The 14,913-nt window shown below is 72.2% G+C and carries 16 protein-coding genes; 5 read left to right on the plus strand and 11 right to left on the minus strand.

The genetic code is table 11. The features are described 5' to 3' along the window. Positions 1–3 precede the first annotated feature (3 nt). Complete coding sequence (locus tag ACQPZ4_RS34125) at positions 4–774, minus strand: SDR family NAD(P)-dependent oxidoreductase (RefSeq protein WP_433044912.1); 771 nt, start codon at positions 772–774, stop codon at positions 4–6. A gap of 62 nt (positions 775–836) precedes the next feature. Between ACQPZ4_RS34125 and ACQPZ4_RS34130 the strand changes: the two genes are divergently transcribed. Next, positions 837–1,469 (plus strand): winged helix-turn-helix transcriptional regulator, encoded by a 633-nt coding sequence (locus ACQPZ4_RS34130; protein WP_433044915.1) that lies wholly within the window; start codon positions 837–839, stop codon positions 1,467–1,469. 95 nt (positions 1,470–1,564) lie between these two features. Here the strand turns inward: ACQPZ4_RS34130 and ACQPZ4_RS34135 are convergent, their stop codons facing one another. Further along, on the minus strand, positions 1,565–1,726 hold the full coding sequence (locus ACQPZ4_RS34135) for a hypothetical protein (protein ID WP_433044918.1): 162 nt from the start codon (positions 1,724–1,726) through the stop codon (positions 1,565–1,567). A gap of 58 nt (positions 1,727–1,784) precedes the next feature. Next, on the minus strand, positions 1,785–2,366 hold the full coding sequence (locus ACQPZ4_RS34140; protein WP_433044921.1) for a DUF402 domain-containing protein: 582 nt from the start codon (positions 2,364–2,366) through the stop codon (positions 1,785–1,787). Positions 2,367–2,384: 18 nt separating this feature from the next. Between ACQPZ4_RS34140 and ACQPZ4_RS34145 the strand changes: the two genes are divergently transcribed. Beyond that, positions 2,385–3,272 carry a GIY-YIG nuclease family protein gene (locus ACQPZ4_RS34145; protein WP_433044924.1) on the plus strand — a complete coding sequence of 296 codons (888 nt, stop codon included), beginning with the start codon at positions 2,385–2,387 and terminating at the stop codon, positions 3,270–3,272. Here the strand turns inward: ACQPZ4_RS34145 and ACQPZ4_RS34150 are convergent. The 4 genes from ACQPZ4_RS34150 to ACQPZ4_RS34165 all read right to left on the minus strand — a co-directional run bounded on the left by ACQPZ4_RS34150 (position 3,252) and on the right by ACQPZ4_RS34165 (position 8,124). Continuing rightward, positions 3,252–3,947: an HAD family hydrolase gene (locus ACQPZ4_RS34150; protein ID WP_433044927.1), complete on the minus strand. Its 696-nt coding sequence runs from the start codon at positions 3,945–3,947 to the stop codon at positions 3,252–3,254. The two genes, ACQPZ4_RS34145 and ACQPZ4_RS34150, sit on opposite strands and share 21 nt — an antisense overlap. Continuing rightward, positions 3,947–4,579 carry a tyrosine-protein phosphatase gene (locus ACQPZ4_RS34155; RefSeq protein WP_433044930.1) on the minus strand — a complete coding sequence of 211 codons (633 nt, stop codon included), beginning with the start codon at positions 4,577–4,579 and terminating at the stop codon, positions 3,947–3,949. The genes ACQPZ4_RS34150 and ACQPZ4_RS34155 overlap by 1 nt, the downstream gene beginning before the upstream one ends. An 18-nt stretch (positions 4,580–4,597) precedes the next feature. Continuing rightward, complete coding sequence (locus tag ACQPZ4_RS34160) at positions 4,598–5,290, minus strand: peptidylprolyl isomerase (RefSeq protein WP_433044933.1); 693 nt, start codon at positions 5,288–5,290, stop codon at positions 4,598–4,600. A 65-nt stretch (positions 5,291–5,355) separates the two neighbouring features. Further along, positions 5,356–8,124, minus strand: coding sequence for a cellulose binding domain-containing protein (locus ACQPZ4_RS34165; RefSeq protein WP_433044936.1), 2,769 nt, complete (start codon positions 8,122–8,124; stop codon positions 5,356–5,358). A 109-nt stretch (positions 8,125–8,233) separates the two neighbouring features. Between ACQPZ4_RS34165 and ACQPZ4_RS34170 the strand changes: the two genes are divergently transcribed. After that, positions 8,234–9,280, plus strand: coding sequence for a hypothetical protein (locus ACQPZ4_RS34170; RefSeq protein ID WP_433044939.1), 1,047 nt, complete (start codon positions 8,234–8,236; stop codon positions 9,278–9,280). Here the strand turns inward: ACQPZ4_RS34170 and ACQPZ4_RS34175 are convergent. Further along, a complete protein-coding gene (locus ACQPZ4_RS34175) occupies positions 9,269–9,619 on the minus strand; it encodes a DUF1304 domain-containing protein (protein WP_433044942.1) in 351 nt (116 codons plus the stop codon). The genes ACQPZ4_RS34170 and ACQPZ4_RS34175 overlap by 12 nt on opposite strands. 24 nt (positions 9,620–9,643) lie before the next feature. Here ACQPZ4_RS34175 and ACQPZ4_RS34180 point away from each other — a divergent pair, with 24 nt between their 5' ends. Continuing rightward, complete coding sequence (locus ACQPZ4_RS34180; RefSeq protein WP_433044945.1) at positions 9,644–10,501, plus strand: phosphotransferase; 858 nt, start codon at positions 9,644–9,646, stop codon at positions 10,499–10,501. 4 nt (positions 10,502–10,505) lie between these two features. On the opposite strand, the gene ACQPZ4_RS34185 is transcribed toward ACQPZ4_RS34180, so the two are convergent. From ACQPZ4_RS34185 to ACQPZ4_RS34195, 3 genes are all read right to left on the minus strand, one after another. Continuing rightward, the gene (locus ACQPZ4_RS34185) at positions 10,506–10,709 is read right to left on the minus strand and encodes a hypothetical protein (protein ID WP_433044948.1); all 204 of its coding nucleotides are present in this window, start codon (positions 10,707–10,709) and stop codon (positions 10,506–10,508) included. Positions 10,710–10,747: 38 nt separating this feature from the next. Beyond that, on the minus strand, positions 10,748–12,439 hold the full coding sequence (locus ACQPZ4_RS34190; RefSeq protein ID WP_433044951.1) for an ABC transporter substrate-binding protein: 1,692 nt from the start codon (positions 12,437–12,439) through the stop codon (positions 10,748–10,750). Between the two features lie 377 nt (positions 12,440–12,816). Then, positions 12,817–13,326, minus strand: coding sequence for a TetR/AcrR family transcriptional regulator (locus ACQPZ4_RS34195; RefSeq protein WP_433066762.1), 510 nt, complete (start codon positions 13,324–13,326; stop codon positions 12,817–12,819). A 656-nt stretch (positions 13,327–13,982) separates the two neighbouring features. Here ACQPZ4_RS34195 and ACQPZ4_RS34200 point away from each other — a divergent pair. Continuing rightward, positions 13,983–14,831, plus strand: a complete 849-nt coding sequence (locus ACQPZ4_RS34200; protein ID WP_433044954.1) for a Vgb family protein — start codon at positions 13,983–13,985, stop codon at positions 14,829–14,831. The last annotated feature ends 82 nt before the right edge of the window (positions 14,832–14,913 follow it).

Genomic DNA, 14,913 nt, shown 5'->3' on the forward strand with positions numbered 1-14,913 from the left:
GCGTCAGTCCACCAGGGCGCCGGCCGAGAGGTTGACCACCGCGCCCGTCATGGCGGCGGCGCGGTCCGAGGCCAGGAACGCCGCCGTCTCCGCGATCTCGGCCAGGGTGGGCAGGCGCTTCAGCAGCGTGGTCGGGGCCAGGCCGGACTCCAGGAAGTCCTGCACCGTACCGTCGCCGGCGGCCGGTTTGAACAGCTCGCCCGTATAGGAACCCGCCGCCGGGGCGTCGATGACCGCGTGCGGGCGGATGGTCACCACGCGGATGCCGGACGGGGCCAGCTCCACCGCCAGCAGCCGGGCGAACGCCTCCTTGCCCGCCGCGCTCACGCCGTGGCCCAGGATGCCGCCGATCGCCAGTTTGGCGCCCGGCTCCGACAGGGTCAGGATCACGCCGGTGCGGCCCATGTGCCGGGCGACCGCCTTGCTCGTGATGAACAGCGTGCGCAGGAAGCCGTCGATCGGGCGCATGAACTCCTCCAGCGCGAGGCCGGCCAGCGGGGTGCCCTGGTCGTGCGGGACGCTCACGGCGTTCAGCGCGATGTCGATCCCGCCGGCCTTGGCCGCCACCGCCGCCGCGTGCCGTTCCACCGCGGCCTGGTCGAAGACGTCCACCTGGGCCGTCTCGGCCCCGATGTCGCGCGCCACCGCGTCGAGCCGGGCCTGGGTGCGGCCGGCGAGGAACACCCGGGCGCCCTCCCGGGCGAAGACCCGCGCGACGGCGCCCCCGATCGCGCCGCCGCCGCCGTAGATCACTGCACTCTTCCCCTTCAACATGCGGCAAATGCTAACCAGAGTTAGTTGCAAAAAACAACTGCCTGCTGTGGTACTTTATGATCGTGCCCACCAGCCGCAGCTACCGGGACTCGTGCGGGGTCGCGCGGGCGCTGGACGTCGTCGGGGAGCGCTGGGCGCTGCTCGTGGTGCGCGAGCTGCTCCTGACGCCGCAGCGGTTCTCGGAGCTGCGGCACGCGCTGCCCGGCGTCAGCTCGAACCTGCTCGCCGACCGCCTCCGCGAGCTCGAGCAGCACGGCGTGGTGCACCGCCCCGACGGCGGCCGCTACGACCTGACCGACCGGGGCCGCAGGCTCGAACCGATCGTGGTGGCCCTCGGCGACTGGGGCATCGACGCGCCCCACCCCGCGGAGCCCGCCTCCCTCAGCGCCACCTCGGTCCTGCTCTTCCTGCGCGGCCACGCCCGGCCCGACCCCGCGGCGCCGCCGGCCACGTGCCGCCTGGACCTGGACGGCCGCGCCTGGACCGTCCGCCTGCATGAGGGCCGCATCGAGATCGAGCCCGGCGAACCCCCGACGGCCGACGCCGCCCTGCGCACCGACCCCGGCACGCTCAGCTCACTGCTCCAGGACCCATCGACCCTCGCCGCCGCCTGCGCCAGAGGCACCGCCGCGATTGTCGGCGACCGGGCGGCCATCGACCGCCTGCTGCACGCGGTCACCGACAACACGGCCTGAGAAGGACAGCAGAACGCGGCGGCCGTCCCGGAACAAATCCAGGGACGCCGCCGCGGGGCGGGTTCGTGCGACGGGAGGGGAGAAACGGAAAAGGGTCAGCCGACCACGCGCGTGAAGAAGTCGCCGAAGCCGGTGCCCAGCTGGGCGATGAGCGCGCCGATGCCGCGGGCCACGCGGGCCGCCGCGTCCGGGCGGAAGGCCACGAACCAGATGAGGAAGATGACCACCGCGTACTGCAGAGTCTTTTTGAGCGTCATTGACCTTTGCCCCGTGCATATCAATGGTGCAGAGACCACCAAACTAACCCGATCGGGGCTAGATGGTGGTCGAATGCGGTAACTGCGGCACGGGCCAGGCCGGGTCGGGGCGGAAGTCGCACCAGGTGCCGTCGAACGGGAACCGGCCCGCCTCGGCCGCGGCGGCGACCCGTCGGCCCTCGGCGCGAATCGCCGAAGCCTCCGAAGTGGACCAGAAGCCGGGGCGGTCCGTCGAGGCTGCGAACGTGTCCTCGTCCTTCCACCGCCAGCTCCGGTCCGGGTCGACGACGACGTCGAGGTGGTGGTCGACGACGTCGATGCCGTTCGGGTGACGGGCGATGACGGCCTCGAGGTTGACGTACCAGCCGAGAAAACGCCGCTCGCGGAAGAACCACCAGACCGAGTGGGCCGCGCCCGGCGGGTGCAGGATCAGCACGTCGCGGTCGGCCCAGGTGCGGCGCTCCAGCGGGGCGGCACCGTACTGCTCGATCGTCGGCGCCCCCTGCACGAGCGGGCCGACCCGGCAGGCGAAGCCCGCGCCGGCCGGGAGCCAGACCCGCAGGCCGTGCTCGTCGTCGGCGACCGGGTGCACGGCCTGGGCCCAGCTCACGTGCGGGCCCCGGAAGTAGCGGCGCAGCATCTGGACCATACTACGGAGATGCTCGCCGCCGTTCGCCGTCTGCCGCCGACGGCCGGGGTGTACCGGTTCCGCGACGGCGACGGGAAGGTGCTCTACATCGGGCGGGCCACCTCGCTGCGCTCGCGGGTGGCGTCGTACTGGTCGGACCTGCGCGACCGGCCCCGCCTGCGCCGGATGGTCCCGCTCATCGCGGCCGTCGAGGCGGTGGCCTGCGACTCGGTGCACGAGGCGGCCTGGCTGGAGCGCAACCTGCTCGGCCGGCGCAAGCCGCGCTGGAACCGGGCCCGCGACGGCCAGGAGTCGACCGTCCACATCGGACTCGAGAGCGGTCCCCGCACGCCCGGGCTCCGGATTTTGTACACCCCGAAGCCCGGCTGCTTCGGCCCGTACCTCGGCGGCCTGCGCGCCCGCAACGCCGTCTCCGCGCTGCACCGCATCCGGCCCCTCGCCTACACCGGGGCGGGGCTGACCGGCGCCGAGCGAGACATGGCCCAGGCCCGCGGCGTGACCCCCGGCGACCGCGAGCAGCTGGTCGCCTCGATCACCGCGATCCTGGGCCGCGATCCGGTGGAGCTCGACCGGGCCCGGACGGACCTGATCGCCCTGCGCGAGCGCGCCGCCGGGAACCTGTCGTTCGAGCTGGCCGCCGAGATCCACGAGGAGATCGCCGCGCTCGACTGGATCGCCAGCCCGCAGCGCACCGCGACGCTCGAACCGGCGGAGCTGCGGGCGGCCGGCTTCGCCGAGGGCGTCCTGGTGCTGTTCCGGGTCCGCGCGGGCCGGCTCGACGAGTGGACCCAGCGCGCCTCGACGCCCGAGCGGGCCCGGAAGTACCTCGCGGAGACGCCGGCCGAGTGGCGCCCGTTCGCGCAGCGCAACGCCGAGCTAGCGGCCGGTCTCCAGTAGCGCGGGTAGGTCGGTGAGGTCGTCGACGGCGTCCGGCGGGGTGAACGAGTCCGGGTCGTCGCGGTGGGCGGCCGCCCCCGGATAGCCCGCGTTCGTCACCAGTACCGGCCGCATGCCCGTGTCCCGGGCGCCCTGGTGCTCCCGGCTCCCGCCGTCGCCGACGTACCAGCACTCCCCCGGCGCGACGCCGAGGCGTTCGGCGATCGTGGCGTACAACCGCGGGGAGGGTTTGCGGGCGCGCTCCTGCCACGAGAAGACGGTCGCGTCGATGAGCGGCGCGTAGGCGGTGCCGTCCCAGCCCTGGCACAGCTCGGCCCCGCAGTCGCTGAGCACGCCGAGGCGCAGGCCCCGCCCGCGCAGCCCGGCCAGCACGCCGAGCACGCCGGGGCGGGGGCGCCAGAGCGGTACCGAACCCTGGTGATGTGCGGCGACGGCGGCATCGAGGCGGGCCCCGGACGGCTCCTCCCCGCAGCGGCGGGCCATCTCGGCCAGGGTCGCGCGGGTGTCGCCGTGCCGTCCCGTGATGCGCTCGGTGAACGAGGACGCCATCGCCGTCCAGAACGCCTCGGGCGGCACCCCGAGCGCGGCCGCGGTCGCGAAGGCGGCGTCGCGCCGGCCGGCCTCCACGCCCGGGTCGGTGAGGGTACCGAAGAAATCGAAGACGACCGCGCGCATCAGGCGACGAGCCGGTCCCGCACGGCGCCGAGCTGCTCGCCGGTGACGCCGTTGGCCCGCAGGTAGGGCTCGACGCCGCCGAACACCTCGTCGACCCGGGCGAGGGCGGCGAGGATCGTGGGCGCCTCGCAGTCGCCCGAGAACGCGTAGTCCGCGGCGATGTGCTCGTCCGGCACGCCCGCGAGCCGCAGCAGCACCGCGACGACGATCCCGGTCCGGTCCTTGCCGGCCGCACAGTGCACGAGCACCGCCCCGGGCGGCGCGTCGGCGACGGCGGCGACCACGGCCGCGACGCGCCCGCCGTTGCCGATGACGCTCGCCCGGTACACCTCGGCCAGTGGCGCCAGGTCCGCCAGGTCGCGGGCCGGGTCGTCGTCGGGGTCGACGAGCGGCAGCAGCCGGACCATCTCGTGGCCGGCGAGCGGGCTGGGGAACTGCGCGGCCTCGTCGATCCCGCGCAGGTCGACGATCCGGCTGACCCCGTGCGCGTGCAGCGCGACGACCCCGTCGGCGGTGAGCCGGTTCAGCGAGTCGGAGCGCACCAGCGCGCGCTCGCGCAGCGCGCCCCCCTCGGCGGTCGGCAGCCCGCCGAGGTCGCGGGCGTTGCGGCAGTCGGGCCAGTGCAGCAGCATGGCCGCCACCCTAGCGTCCTAGGCGTAGGTGACGGTCACCGTCTGCAGGACGATCTCGATCTTCGGCGGGCCGCCCCCGGCGCCGTTGGGGTCCTCGGCGGTCAGGCCGCCCGCGGCGACCCGGTCGACGATGTCCAGGCCCTTGGTCACCGTGCCGAGCATCGAGTAGTCCGGGCCGATCTGCGGGTTGTCCTTGTAGTTGAAGAAGAACTGGCTGCCGTTGGTACCCGGACCCGCGTTCGCCAGCGCGACCGTCCCCCGGCTGTAGGGCGCGCCGGTGTTCTCGGTCTCGTAGCGGTACGCGGGGCCGCCGGTGCCGTTGCCCGCCGGGTCGCCGCACTGCAGCACCCAGATGCCCTCGGTGGTGAGCCGGTGGCACTTCGTGTTGTCGAAGAAGTGCTTGCCGGCCAGGTACGCGAAGCTCCCCGTCGCGCACGGCGCCTTCACCCCGTCCAGGGCGATCTCGATGTCGCCGAGGTTCGTCGCGATGCGCATGGTCGCCTTCGCGGCCTTCGGGGTGGCCGGCGGCACGCCGACGTCCTTGGCCGACGGGTCACCGGTCGTCGGGGTGTAGACGCAGCCTTCCGGAACAGCAGCCGCCGATCCCCCTTGTGCCAGCGGCCGTCCGGCCCCCTGGCTGAAGTTGATCGTCTTCGAGGAGCAGCCGGCGAGCAGCACAAGAGCGGTAACGGTCAGGAGTCGGAGCTTCACCGGCCCACCCTATGACAAACGAACGCGCCGGTCCCCGAGGGAACCGGCGCGTCACAACCAGCAGATCAGCTCACCGAGCAGCTGGTGCCGTTCAGCGTGAACGCCGCAGGCTTGGCGTTCGTGCTGTTGTTCCAGCTCGCCAGGAACCCGAACTCCACGCTGCCGCCGTTCGCGGCGATGGTCTTCGTGTAGTCGGCGTTGGTGACGGTCACGTTCGCCCCGGACTGGGCGTTGACGCCGCCCCACATCTGGCTGATGACCTGGCCGTTGGCGTAGGTCCACTTCAGCGTCCAGCCGTTGACCGCGGTGGACGAGCCGTTCGTGATCTTCACCGCGCCCTGGAAGCCGCCGCCCCACTGGCCGGTCACGCTGTACGCCACGTTGCACGCACCCGCCGGCACGGAGACCGACGGCGAGGTCGAGCGGGACGGAGACGTGGACGTGGACGGCGAGCGGGACGCGGACGCCGACGCGGACGGTGACGCCGAACGCGAGCCGGACGCCGAGGGCGACACGGAGTACGACGGCTGCGGTCCGGTGCGGTCGCCGTAGATGATGCCGCGGCCGTTGGTGCCGATGTAGACCCGCCCGAAGATGCGCGGGTCGCCGGTGATCGCCTCGCCGATGTTGCCGTACTGGTGCGCGTCGTCGTTCACCCGCAGCCAGCTCGCCCCGGCGTCGTCGGACCGGAACACGCCCTTCTTGGCATCGACGGTACCCACGAGGAAGACCGCCGCGTTGGTCCGGCCCGGCGCCGCCTTGCCGAAGCCGACGTTGAGCCCCGCGGTCGCGCTCGTCAGCTTGGTGAAGGAGGTGCCGGCGTTGGTGGAGCGGTAGACGCCGGTGTCGCCGGCCAGCCAGACCTCGCCGGCCGCCCCGGGCACCGCCTTGAACTTCGCCGTCGTCGGCAGGCCGGTGGCCGCGGTGGTGAAGCTGGCCCCGCCGTTCGTGCTCACGTAGAAGGAGCCGCCGCTGTACCCGTAGAAGGTGTTCGGGTTCACCCGGTCCGACTCGACGATCGCATTCTGCGGGATGCCGGTCGCCTGCGTCCAGCTGTTGCCGTAGCCGACGGAGTAGACCACGGCGCTGTTCTTGGGCGCCCACAGGAACCGGGAGCCGTCGGCGCTCGCCGCGATCGTGCCGCCCTCGTTGATGCCGCCCGGCTCGCTGCCCTGGAACCAGTTCGCGCCGCCGTCGGTGGAGAACGCGGCGTGGCTGTCGTTGGGCCGGTCCGAGTCGGTGAAGTTGCCCGCGCGCACCATGACGCTCGGGTTCAGCTCGGCGTAGTCGAGGCTCGTGGTCGAGGTGAAGATCGGCTGCTTGAACATCGTGGCCGGCACCGCGTCGAGGCTGGTGTGCCGGAAGCCGCCGATGTCGCCGAGGGCCGAGATCAGCGGGGCGCCGGTCGGCGGGCTGATCAGGTCCAGGACCGCGGTCTCCTCCAGGCCCGGGGCCATCGGCTTGATGGTGATCTGGCCGCCGCTGTCCCACAGGTTCAGGTCGGTGCTGCCGTAGATGGTGGCGCCGGTGCCGTACATGAAGCGGCTGGAGTTGAACGGGTCGATCTCGACCGCCTCGTTCATCCAGCCGAGCTTCGGGGTCACCTCGGGCGGCTGCGGGTTCGTGCCGAAGTCGAGCCACGGGGAGCGACTGATGTCCATCTTGTACCGGAAGCTGCGATTCGGGTAGCTCGTCCAGTCCCAGATCCGGGTCCAGGTCGCGCCCCCGTCGGTGCTGCGGAAGAAGATGGCGTCCGGCCACCACGACACCTGGGTCGCCACCATGAGCGTGTTCGGGTGCTGGCGGTCGATGGTCAGGCCGCTGTAGCCGAAGTAGTCATCGGAGCTCGAGGACGGGATCGGGCTGATCTGCGTCCAGGCGCCGGTCGCGGTGTTGTACTTCCACACGTCGCCCTTGCCGCCGTCGTACGGGCCGCCGGTGTCGCTCGTCGCGAGGTACAGGAAGCCGCCGGACGTGTCCAGGACGCCCTTGTGCGCGATGTAGCCGGTCGGCTGCCCGGCCAGGCGGGACCAGGTGGTGCCGCCGTCGGTGCTGCGGTACACGGTGTTCTGCTTGTCCGCGACGCCGACGTAGATGGTCTGTGTGGTGCTGCCCGCGGAGCCGGTGCGCTTGTCGAACGTGACCCAGACGATGCCCTGGTTGTCGGTCAGGTACCCGTTGGTGTCGTTGGGGTCCTGCACATAGTTGCCGGGGTTCGGGAACGCGGTGACCTTGGACCACGTGGCGCCCGAGTCGGTGCTGCGCCACAGGCCGTTGCCGCTCGGCGCACCGAGGTACAGGATCGAGTTCTTGTTGGGGTCGATGGCCAGGCGCTCGCCCATGCCGCGGCCGGGCATGTTCCCGCCGAGCTTGAACGGCAGCTGGCTGACGGCCCAGGTGGCGCCCTTGTCGGAGCTGCGCAGAATCGCGCCGTTGTTCGGGTCCCAGGAGTTGGTGTACATGCCGGCGGCCACGTACACCTTGTTCGGGTCGACGGAGTCCGTCGCCAGGCTGACGACGCCGTTGTAGCCCCAGTTGTCCTGCCCGACCCAGTCGAGCAGCGGGACCCAGCGGTTGGTGGCGGTGTCGAGGCGGTACGCGCCGCCGATGTCGGTGCGCGCGTAGACCAGCCCCTGCTGCGACTGGTTGAAGATGATGCCCGGCACGAAGCCGCCACCCTCGATCTGCACGTTCTTGAACGCGTACGGGTCGGCGGCAGCGGCGTCGGCGGGCCGCACGGCGGTCTGGACGGCGACGCCGATGGCCGCGACCGCCACGGCCGCCACGGCCGCGGCGCCGATGCGTCTCGATCTGTTCCGGCTACTCATTGGCATGCGCGGATCGTGTTGGGCGTCACCTTTCCGGGTCAACGCCGCCCAGGTCACGGGCAGGTCAAGCGCTTCGACAGGATGAAACTCTCACGCGGTTGCTAGGTTGGCCGGGATGAAGAACGCCCGCCCGCTGATCGCCCTCGCCGTGGCCCTGGCCGCCGGGGGCGTCCTGCTGACGACGGTCCATCGATCCCCGTCGCCGCCGGCCGCCGCCCCGGCCGCCGAGCAGGCCTTCACCGGCAAGCAGGGCTCGATCGGCGCGAAGCTCCCCGACGGGGCCGACTACACGCCCCTGTTCTACGCCGACGTTTCCATCTCCGCCGGTACCGCCCCCACGCCCGACGACACCGCCGACCGCCTCATGCTGCGCTCCCCCGCGGGCGACGTCGAGCTGCGCCGGCTGGACAAGGGCCGCTACGCGCAGTTCCTCGGCTTCGCGGCCGCCGACGGCGTCCTGTACTGGGCGGAGTCCTCGGCGCTCGCCGACGGCGCGTACGAGACCCGGCTGTGGCGCGCCCCGCTGGACGGCTCGGCCGCGCCCACCACGCTGACCGCGGACACGGGCGCGGCGGTGTTCTTCGACTCGGAGTACGACCTCGTCATCGCCGACGGCAAGGTCCACTGGGTGGCGGCCGCGCCCGACGACGACAACCGCACCGAACTGCGCAGCGTGGCCGTGACCGGCGGCCCGGTGACCACGGTGCCGTTCACGGGCCGCTTCCGGCACACGACGTGGCCGTGGCTGGTCTCGGTCGACGACGGTGCCCCGCTCACCCTGGCCAACCCGCTGACCGGCGAGCAGCGGGTGGTGACGAAGGCCGCCGCGGAGTCGGTGGTGTGCACGCCGGCCTGGTGCCGCTCGATGGTGACCGCGGCCGGCGACCGCTTCCTGTTCGACGCCCGCCACCCCGACGGCACCGACCGCCGCCGCATCCCGGGCGACCTGGTGGCCATCACCGTCGACACCGCGATCGCGGGCCGCTACGAGATCTTCACGACGTACCGCGACGACCGCACCGCGCTGGTCGCCTACGACCTGCAGACCGCCAAGCTGCTCACCCTGACCGTCAACACCGGCGTCTCGGCCACCCGCGCCGGCGTGGTCTGGTGGCAGGACGGCGCGACCTGGAAGTCCATCGACCTCCGCTCAGGCAAGTAGCACCGCGGCCAGGGCGAGCGCTCCTGGCAGTGCCTGCACGAGCAGGATGCGGCGGCTGGCGGTGGCGGCGCCGTAGATTCCGGCCACGATCACGCAGATCAGGAAGAAGACCTGGAACGCGAGGTTGTCCGCGACGAGCCCGTAGACCAGCCCGGCGACCAGGAAGCCGTTGTACAGTCCCTGGTTCGCCGCGAGCGCCTTGCTGGCCTCCGCGAACTCCGCGGTGGTCCCGAACGCCGCCCTGGTCCGCGGCGCGGTCCACAGGAACATCTCCAGCACCAGGAAGTACAGGTGCAGCAGCGCCACGATCCCGACGAGCACATCAGCGACGACCTTCACGGCGGTGAGCGTACCCTCGCTCAGGTGACGCTCGTTGCCTGGCTCGACGAGCGCCTGGCCTCCGCCGGACGGCGTCGCACGGGCGAGCTGACCGTTGCGCGGGTCCGCCCATGGGGCACCGTGCTGCGCGCCGAGACCGATCGGGGCACGGTCTGGCTCAAGCTGCCCGGGCCCACGACGGCCTTCGAGATTTCGTTGTACCCGCTGCTGCACCGCATCGCCCCGCAGCACGTCCTCGCCCCGATCGCGGCCGATCCGGCGCTCGGCCGGCTGCTGCTGCCCGACGGCGGGCCGACCCTGCGCGAGCGGGCCGGCGAGTTCGCGAAGGTCCTGCCCCGCTATGCCGAGCTGCAGCGCGCGCTCGCACCCGCGGCCGGCGAGCTGCGGGCCGCCGGCGTGACCGACATGCGGCCGGAGCTCTTGCCCCGGCTCCTCGAGGAACAGACGATCGCTGTTGTACCGCCTGTGCGCCGGGCCTGGTTCGCGGAGGTCGCCGCCGCGCTGGCCGAGTCGAAGGTGCCGGCGAGCATCGACCACGCCGACCTGCACCCGGGCAACGTCTTCGCGGACGGACACCGCTGCTACGACTGGGGCGACAGCGTCCTGGGCCACCCGTTCGGTTCCATGCTGGTCGCGCTGCGCGGGGCCGTGGACGATCGGGCCCGCGATGCGTACCTGGAGGTCTTCACCGACCTCGCGCCGCGGGCCGAGCTGCTGGCGGACCTGCGCCACGCCCGGATCGCGGGGAACCTGATCCGGGCGTTGACGTGGCACCGGGCGCTCGCGCCCGACCCCGGGTACGGAAGGGGAACGGCGATCGGGGACGGACCGGCGGTACACCTGCGGCAGTTGTGCTCGGATGCACCGTGGGACTGTCCGTGACCGGTTACCGCTCCTCGTCGACCTGGGTGTTCTCGGTGTCCCGGTCGTGGTCGTGGGCGTGGCCCGTGAGGCCGTCGACGATGGCGTCCACGGGCTGGCCGATGTAGTCGAACGCCGGGACGGCGATCTCCTCGGCCTCGTCGCGGATGGTGTCGAGGTCCACGGCGTCGTCGACCCGCGGGACCCCGTTGCGTCCTGTTGCTGGCATGCGTATCGCTTATCCGCAGGCGGTGCCGGTCAAACCTGTCAGGGGGAAACGCCGAGCGCGGTGGCGTCCCAGGTGCCGTAGTACTGGTTCACGAACACGTTCGTCAGGCGCGGGTTGCGGTAGTTGAGCACCTGGTCGTACACCAGGGGAAGCATCGAGGCGTTGTCCATGACCTCGGCGTTGACCTGCTGCCAGATCCCGGCCGCGCGGACCGGGTCGGTGACCGTGCGCGCGTTGTCGAGCTGCTGGTTGATCAGCGGGTCGTCGAGCTCGGCGTAGTTGTTGTTGCCGCTGGGCAGGATCTGGCGGCCGTCGATCAGCGTGGGGTAGAAGCCGTAGCCGGTCGGGAAGTCCGCGGACCAGGCCGACAGCATGATGCCGAAGCCCTTGTTGTGGACGTTGTCCGGGCTGCCGACGACCGACCGGGCGTACAGCGACGGGTCCGACGACTCGATCCTGGCGGTGATGCCGACCTGGCCGAGCGCGGCCTGCACGGCCTCCGCGGTCTTCAGCGACCGGGGGCTGTTGGTGGTGGCGATGACGGTCGGGAAGCCGTCCGGCTTGCCGCACTGGGCGAGCTCGTCCTTGGCCTTGTCGGTCTGCGGCTTGCCGGACTTCGTCTGGTACGGGTCCAGGCCCTCGTCGTACCCCGGGATGCCGGGCGGCAGCATGCCCCCGGCGATCTGCCCGCCGCCGCGCGCCGTCTGCACCGCGCCCTTGTCCACGGCGTACTGCACCGCGCGCCGGCAGTGCACGTCGTCGAACGGCGCGACCTTGGTGCTCATCGCGGCGTACTGCACGAACCCGGTCGTCGGCTCGTCGGAGTGCGCCTTGAGCGTCGGGTCGAGCAGCACCTTGGCCTGGCTCGCGGACTGCACGCCGCCCTGCCCGGCGTCGGCGTCCAGGGTCCCGTCGAACAGCTGCTGGTCGATCTCGGTCGGGTCGGTACCGATGGTCATCTCGATCCGGTCCGGCAGCGCCTTGCGCACCGGGTCGCTCGCCGCGTCCCAGGCGTCGTTGCGCACCCAGACGACCTTCTTCCCGGCGTCGATGCTCTCGAACTTGTACGGCCCCGACGCGACGGGCTTGTCGCCGTAGCGCTCCCCCGTGTCCTTGTCCTGCGGCACCGGCGCGGCAACCCCCATCGCCAGCAGGTACGGGAAGTCGGCAAACGGCTCGGCCAGATGGAACACGATCGTCTTGTCGTCGGGCGTGGTGATCGACTTCAGATCCTCGCCCTTCTGGTACGGGCCGGCGTAGTTCTGACCCTGGTCGAGCTGGTCGATCAGATACGTAGGTCCGCCGGAGAGCACGTCCTGAGCGAAAAGCCGTTCGATGCCGTACTTCACGTCCTGCGCCCGGATCGCCGCGCCGCCCTCGAACGTGAGGCCGTCGCGGAGCTTGAACGTGTACGTCAGCCCGTCGCTGGAGATGGTGGGCTGCTCTTTCGCCAGGTCGGGGACGAGCGCGGTGGTGCCGGGCTCGGCGGTGGGCGTGAGCAGGGTCCGCACGTAGAGGCGCTGCAGGTTGTACACGGCGTTGATGTACGACCGGGTCGGGTCCCACGAGTCGACGTCGTTGGCGGAGGCGAGCTCGAGCGTCCCCCCGGCCGTGCCGGACGGGTTCACGACGGCGGTGAGGCCGGCGTTGAAGCCCTGTGCGGCGGTGCCTTCGCCGGTGTCGTCGCTCTTCCCGGCACAGCCCCCGGCCACGAGGACGAGAGCCACCATTCCGACACGCAATGTACGCCTCATGTTACTTAGGGTAGTTTTCACTGCGCCCTGGCGTGCCCGGTCCCCGGGTCCCGTCGTTGTTCGGGCGCGCTTGCGGCTTTTGGTGGTTTTGCCGTTTTCGTTGACACCTGGATGACACCGGCGATTTGCCAGACTCAACGGCGAGCCAGAGAAGTGGGATCGCCCCCCCGTTCAGAGGTTCCGAGTGCCGGCTCGGGCCGCGGGATGAGGGGCGGCGCCAGGTCTCACGGGCCGACCGGGCCGGATGCCGGGCCAGGCCGGGCCGGGGCCGCGTCGGGCCGGGTCGGGCAGGGGCCGCGTCGGGCCGGGGCCGAGCCGAGCCGGGCCAGGGCGGCGTCTGGGCCGGGTCGCGGTCAGCGTGCCTGGTCGGCGGCGAGGTCGGCCCAGCGGTCGGGATTGGAGGGATGCCGGAGGAGGAGCTCTTCGAAGTAGACGGGCGCGGTGGCAGCGACGAGCAGCTCCCGGTGATCGACGGGCGCGGCCAGCTCACCTCGGTCGAGCGCACGCGTGACGATCGGCGCGCAGCGCTCGAAGCGGTCGAGCCAGAAGGCGCGCAGCGCATCGGCGGCGGCCGGCGAGCGGAACGACGCGGCGATGAGCGCGGTCGTGATCGGCGACCCACCGGTGAGTGCGGCATGCACCTCGCGGTTGACGGCCCGCAGGTCGCCACGCAGGGACCCGGTGTCGGGCGGCTGCCAGTCGTCGGTGGCGGCCGCGGCGAGAACGTCGGCGAGGAGACCGCCGACGTCGGCCCAGCGCCGGTACACGGTCGCGCGGTGCACACCGGACCGCTCCGCGACCGCGTCCACGGTGACCGCGTCGTAGCCGGACTCGACGAGCAGGTCCGCGACGGCCGCCAGCACCCGGCGGCGCACCTCGGCACTGCGCCCGCCCGGCCGCCGCCTCGCGCCACCAGCCCCGCCCGTCGCACCAGCCCCGCCCGCCACACCGGCACCGCCAGCCACACCAGCACCGCCAGCCACACCAGACGCACCAGACGCACCAGACGCACCAGACGCACCAGACGCACCGGCCACATCCAAACCGCCCGCCGCGCCAACACTGCCCGCCACCCCAGCACCGTCGACCACACCAGCACCGCTCGCCGCGCCAGCACCGTCGACCACATCAGCACCGCCCACCGCACCAGCACCGGCCACCACGGCAGAACCACGCGCCGCATTCGAAACACCGGTCACGTCAGCACCGCCCGCCACACCAGCACCATCCGCCACGTCAGCACCGGCCACCGCGGCAGGATCGCCAGCCGCATCAGTTCCGCGCGCTGCATCCGAACCGCCGGTCGCGGCAGAACCGCCTGCCGCTCCGATAGCGCCGGCCGCGGCGGTCTCGCCTGCGGCGGCGCGGTCGGCGGGTGCATTCTCGGGCTGGTCGGGGGTGGTGGCGCCATGCGGTGCGGAGTCGCGGAGTGGGGCGGCGTCGGTTGCGGGGGTCGGGGCGTCCATGCCAGGATCATATCGCGACGATTGTCGCGTTAACGATCGGGCAGGGAGGCGACATGCAGGAGTTTGCGGTCGGTGGGGACACGAGCGGGCCGTACGGGATTGTGGTGGGGCCGGACGGGAACCTCTGGTGCACGCTCGTCCACTCCGGGCAGATCGCGCGGCTCACCCCCGCCGGTGACGTGACGCTGTTCGACCTCGACAATCCCGGAGCCGGGCCGTCGGTGATCGTGAGCGGGCCGGACGGGGCGCTCTGGTTCAGCCGGTTCCAGGACGGGCGGATCGGGCGGATCACCGTCAACGGGGAGCTCTCGTCCTTCGCGATCCCGTCGCCGTACGGGCTTGCCGTGCAGGGTGGGCAGCTCTGGACCACCGAGCTCAACGCCGATCGGGTCTGGCGGGTCGGGCTCGACGGGACCGCCGCCGCCATCGAGCTTTCCACGTCCGGCGGGATGCCCTCCATGCTGGCCGCCGGGGAGGACGGGGCGCTCTGGTGCACGCTCAACCAGGGCAACGCCATCGCCCGGGTCGATACCGGCGCCGTGTACCCCCTGCCTACGGAGGCAGCGGCGCCCGTCGGGATCTGTGCCGGCGGGGACGGGGCGGCCTGGTTCGTCGAGATCGGGGCCGGGCAGGTCGGGCGGATCACCGGCGCCGGGAAGATCGACGAGTTTCCGCTGCCCGATCGCGGGGCCCGGCCGCATGCCATCGTGGCCGATCCCGCGGGAGGGTGCTGGTTCACCGAGTGGGCCGGGAACCGGGTCGGGCACATCAGCGGGGACGGTGGGACGATCGAGACGTACGAGCTGCCGACGCCCCGGTCCGAGCCGCACGGGCTTGCCGTCACCCCCGACGGGAACGTCTGGGTGGCGCTCGAGATCGGGCAGGTGGTGCGCCTCAGGTGATGCGCTGCGTGGTCTGGTCCCCAGGGCCACCGAGCCGCACGGTGGCATCCTCCGCGCGGGCCTGACCCGGCAGCGGCTCGGT

The organism is Dactylosporangium sp. CS-033363, from assembly GCF_050942475.1.
Lineage (GTDB): Bacteria > Actinomycetota > Actinomycetes > Mycobacteriales > Micromonosporaceae > Dactylosporangium.

Coding starts and splice junctions, on each gene's coding strand:
- ACQPZ4_RS34125 (WP_433044912.1), bottom strand. CDS start 774: ATGTTGAAGGGGAAGAGTGCAGTGATCTACGGCGGCGGCGGCGCGATC.
- ACQPZ4_RS34135 (WP_433044918.1), bottom strand. CDS start 1,726: ATGACGCTCAAAAAGACTCTGCAGTACGCGGTGGTCATCTTCCTCATC.
- ACQPZ4_RS34140 (WP_433044921.1), bottom strand. CDS start 2,366: ATGCTGCGCCGCTACTTCCGGGGCCCGCACGTGAGCTGGGCCCAGGCC.
- ACQPZ4_RS34145 (WP_433044924.1), top strand. CDS start 2,385: ATGCTCGCCGCCGTTCGCCGTCTGCCGCCGACGGCCGGGGTGTACCGG.
- ACQPZ4_RS34150 (WP_433044927.1), bottom strand. CDS start 3,947: ATGCGCGCGGTCGTCTTCGATTTCTTCGGTACCCTCACCGACCCGGGC.
- ACQPZ4_RS34155 (WP_433044930.1), bottom strand. CDS start 4,579: ATGCTGCTGCACTGGCCCGACTGCCGCAACGCCCGCGACCTCGGCGGG.
- ACQPZ4_RS34165 (WP_433044936.1), bottom strand. CDS start 8,124: ATGCCAATGAGTAGCCGGAACAGATCGAGACGCATCGGCGCCGCGGCC.
- ACQPZ4_RS34170 (WP_433044939.1), top strand. CDS start 8,234: ATGAAGAACGCCCGCCCGCTGATCGCCCTCGCCGTGGCCCTGGCCGCC.
- ACQPZ4_RS34185 (WP_433044948.1), bottom strand. CDS start 10,709: ATGCCAGCAACAGGACGCAACGGGGTCCCGCGGGTCGACGACGCCGTG.
- ACQPZ4_RS34190 (WP_433044951.1), bottom strand. CDS start 12,439: ATGGTGGCTCTCGTCCTCGTGGCCGGGGGCTGTGCCGGGAAGAGCGAC.
- ACQPZ4_RS34200 (WP_433044954.1), top strand. CDS start 13,983: ATGCAGGAGTTTGCGGTCGGTGGGGACACGAGCGGGCCGTACGGGATT.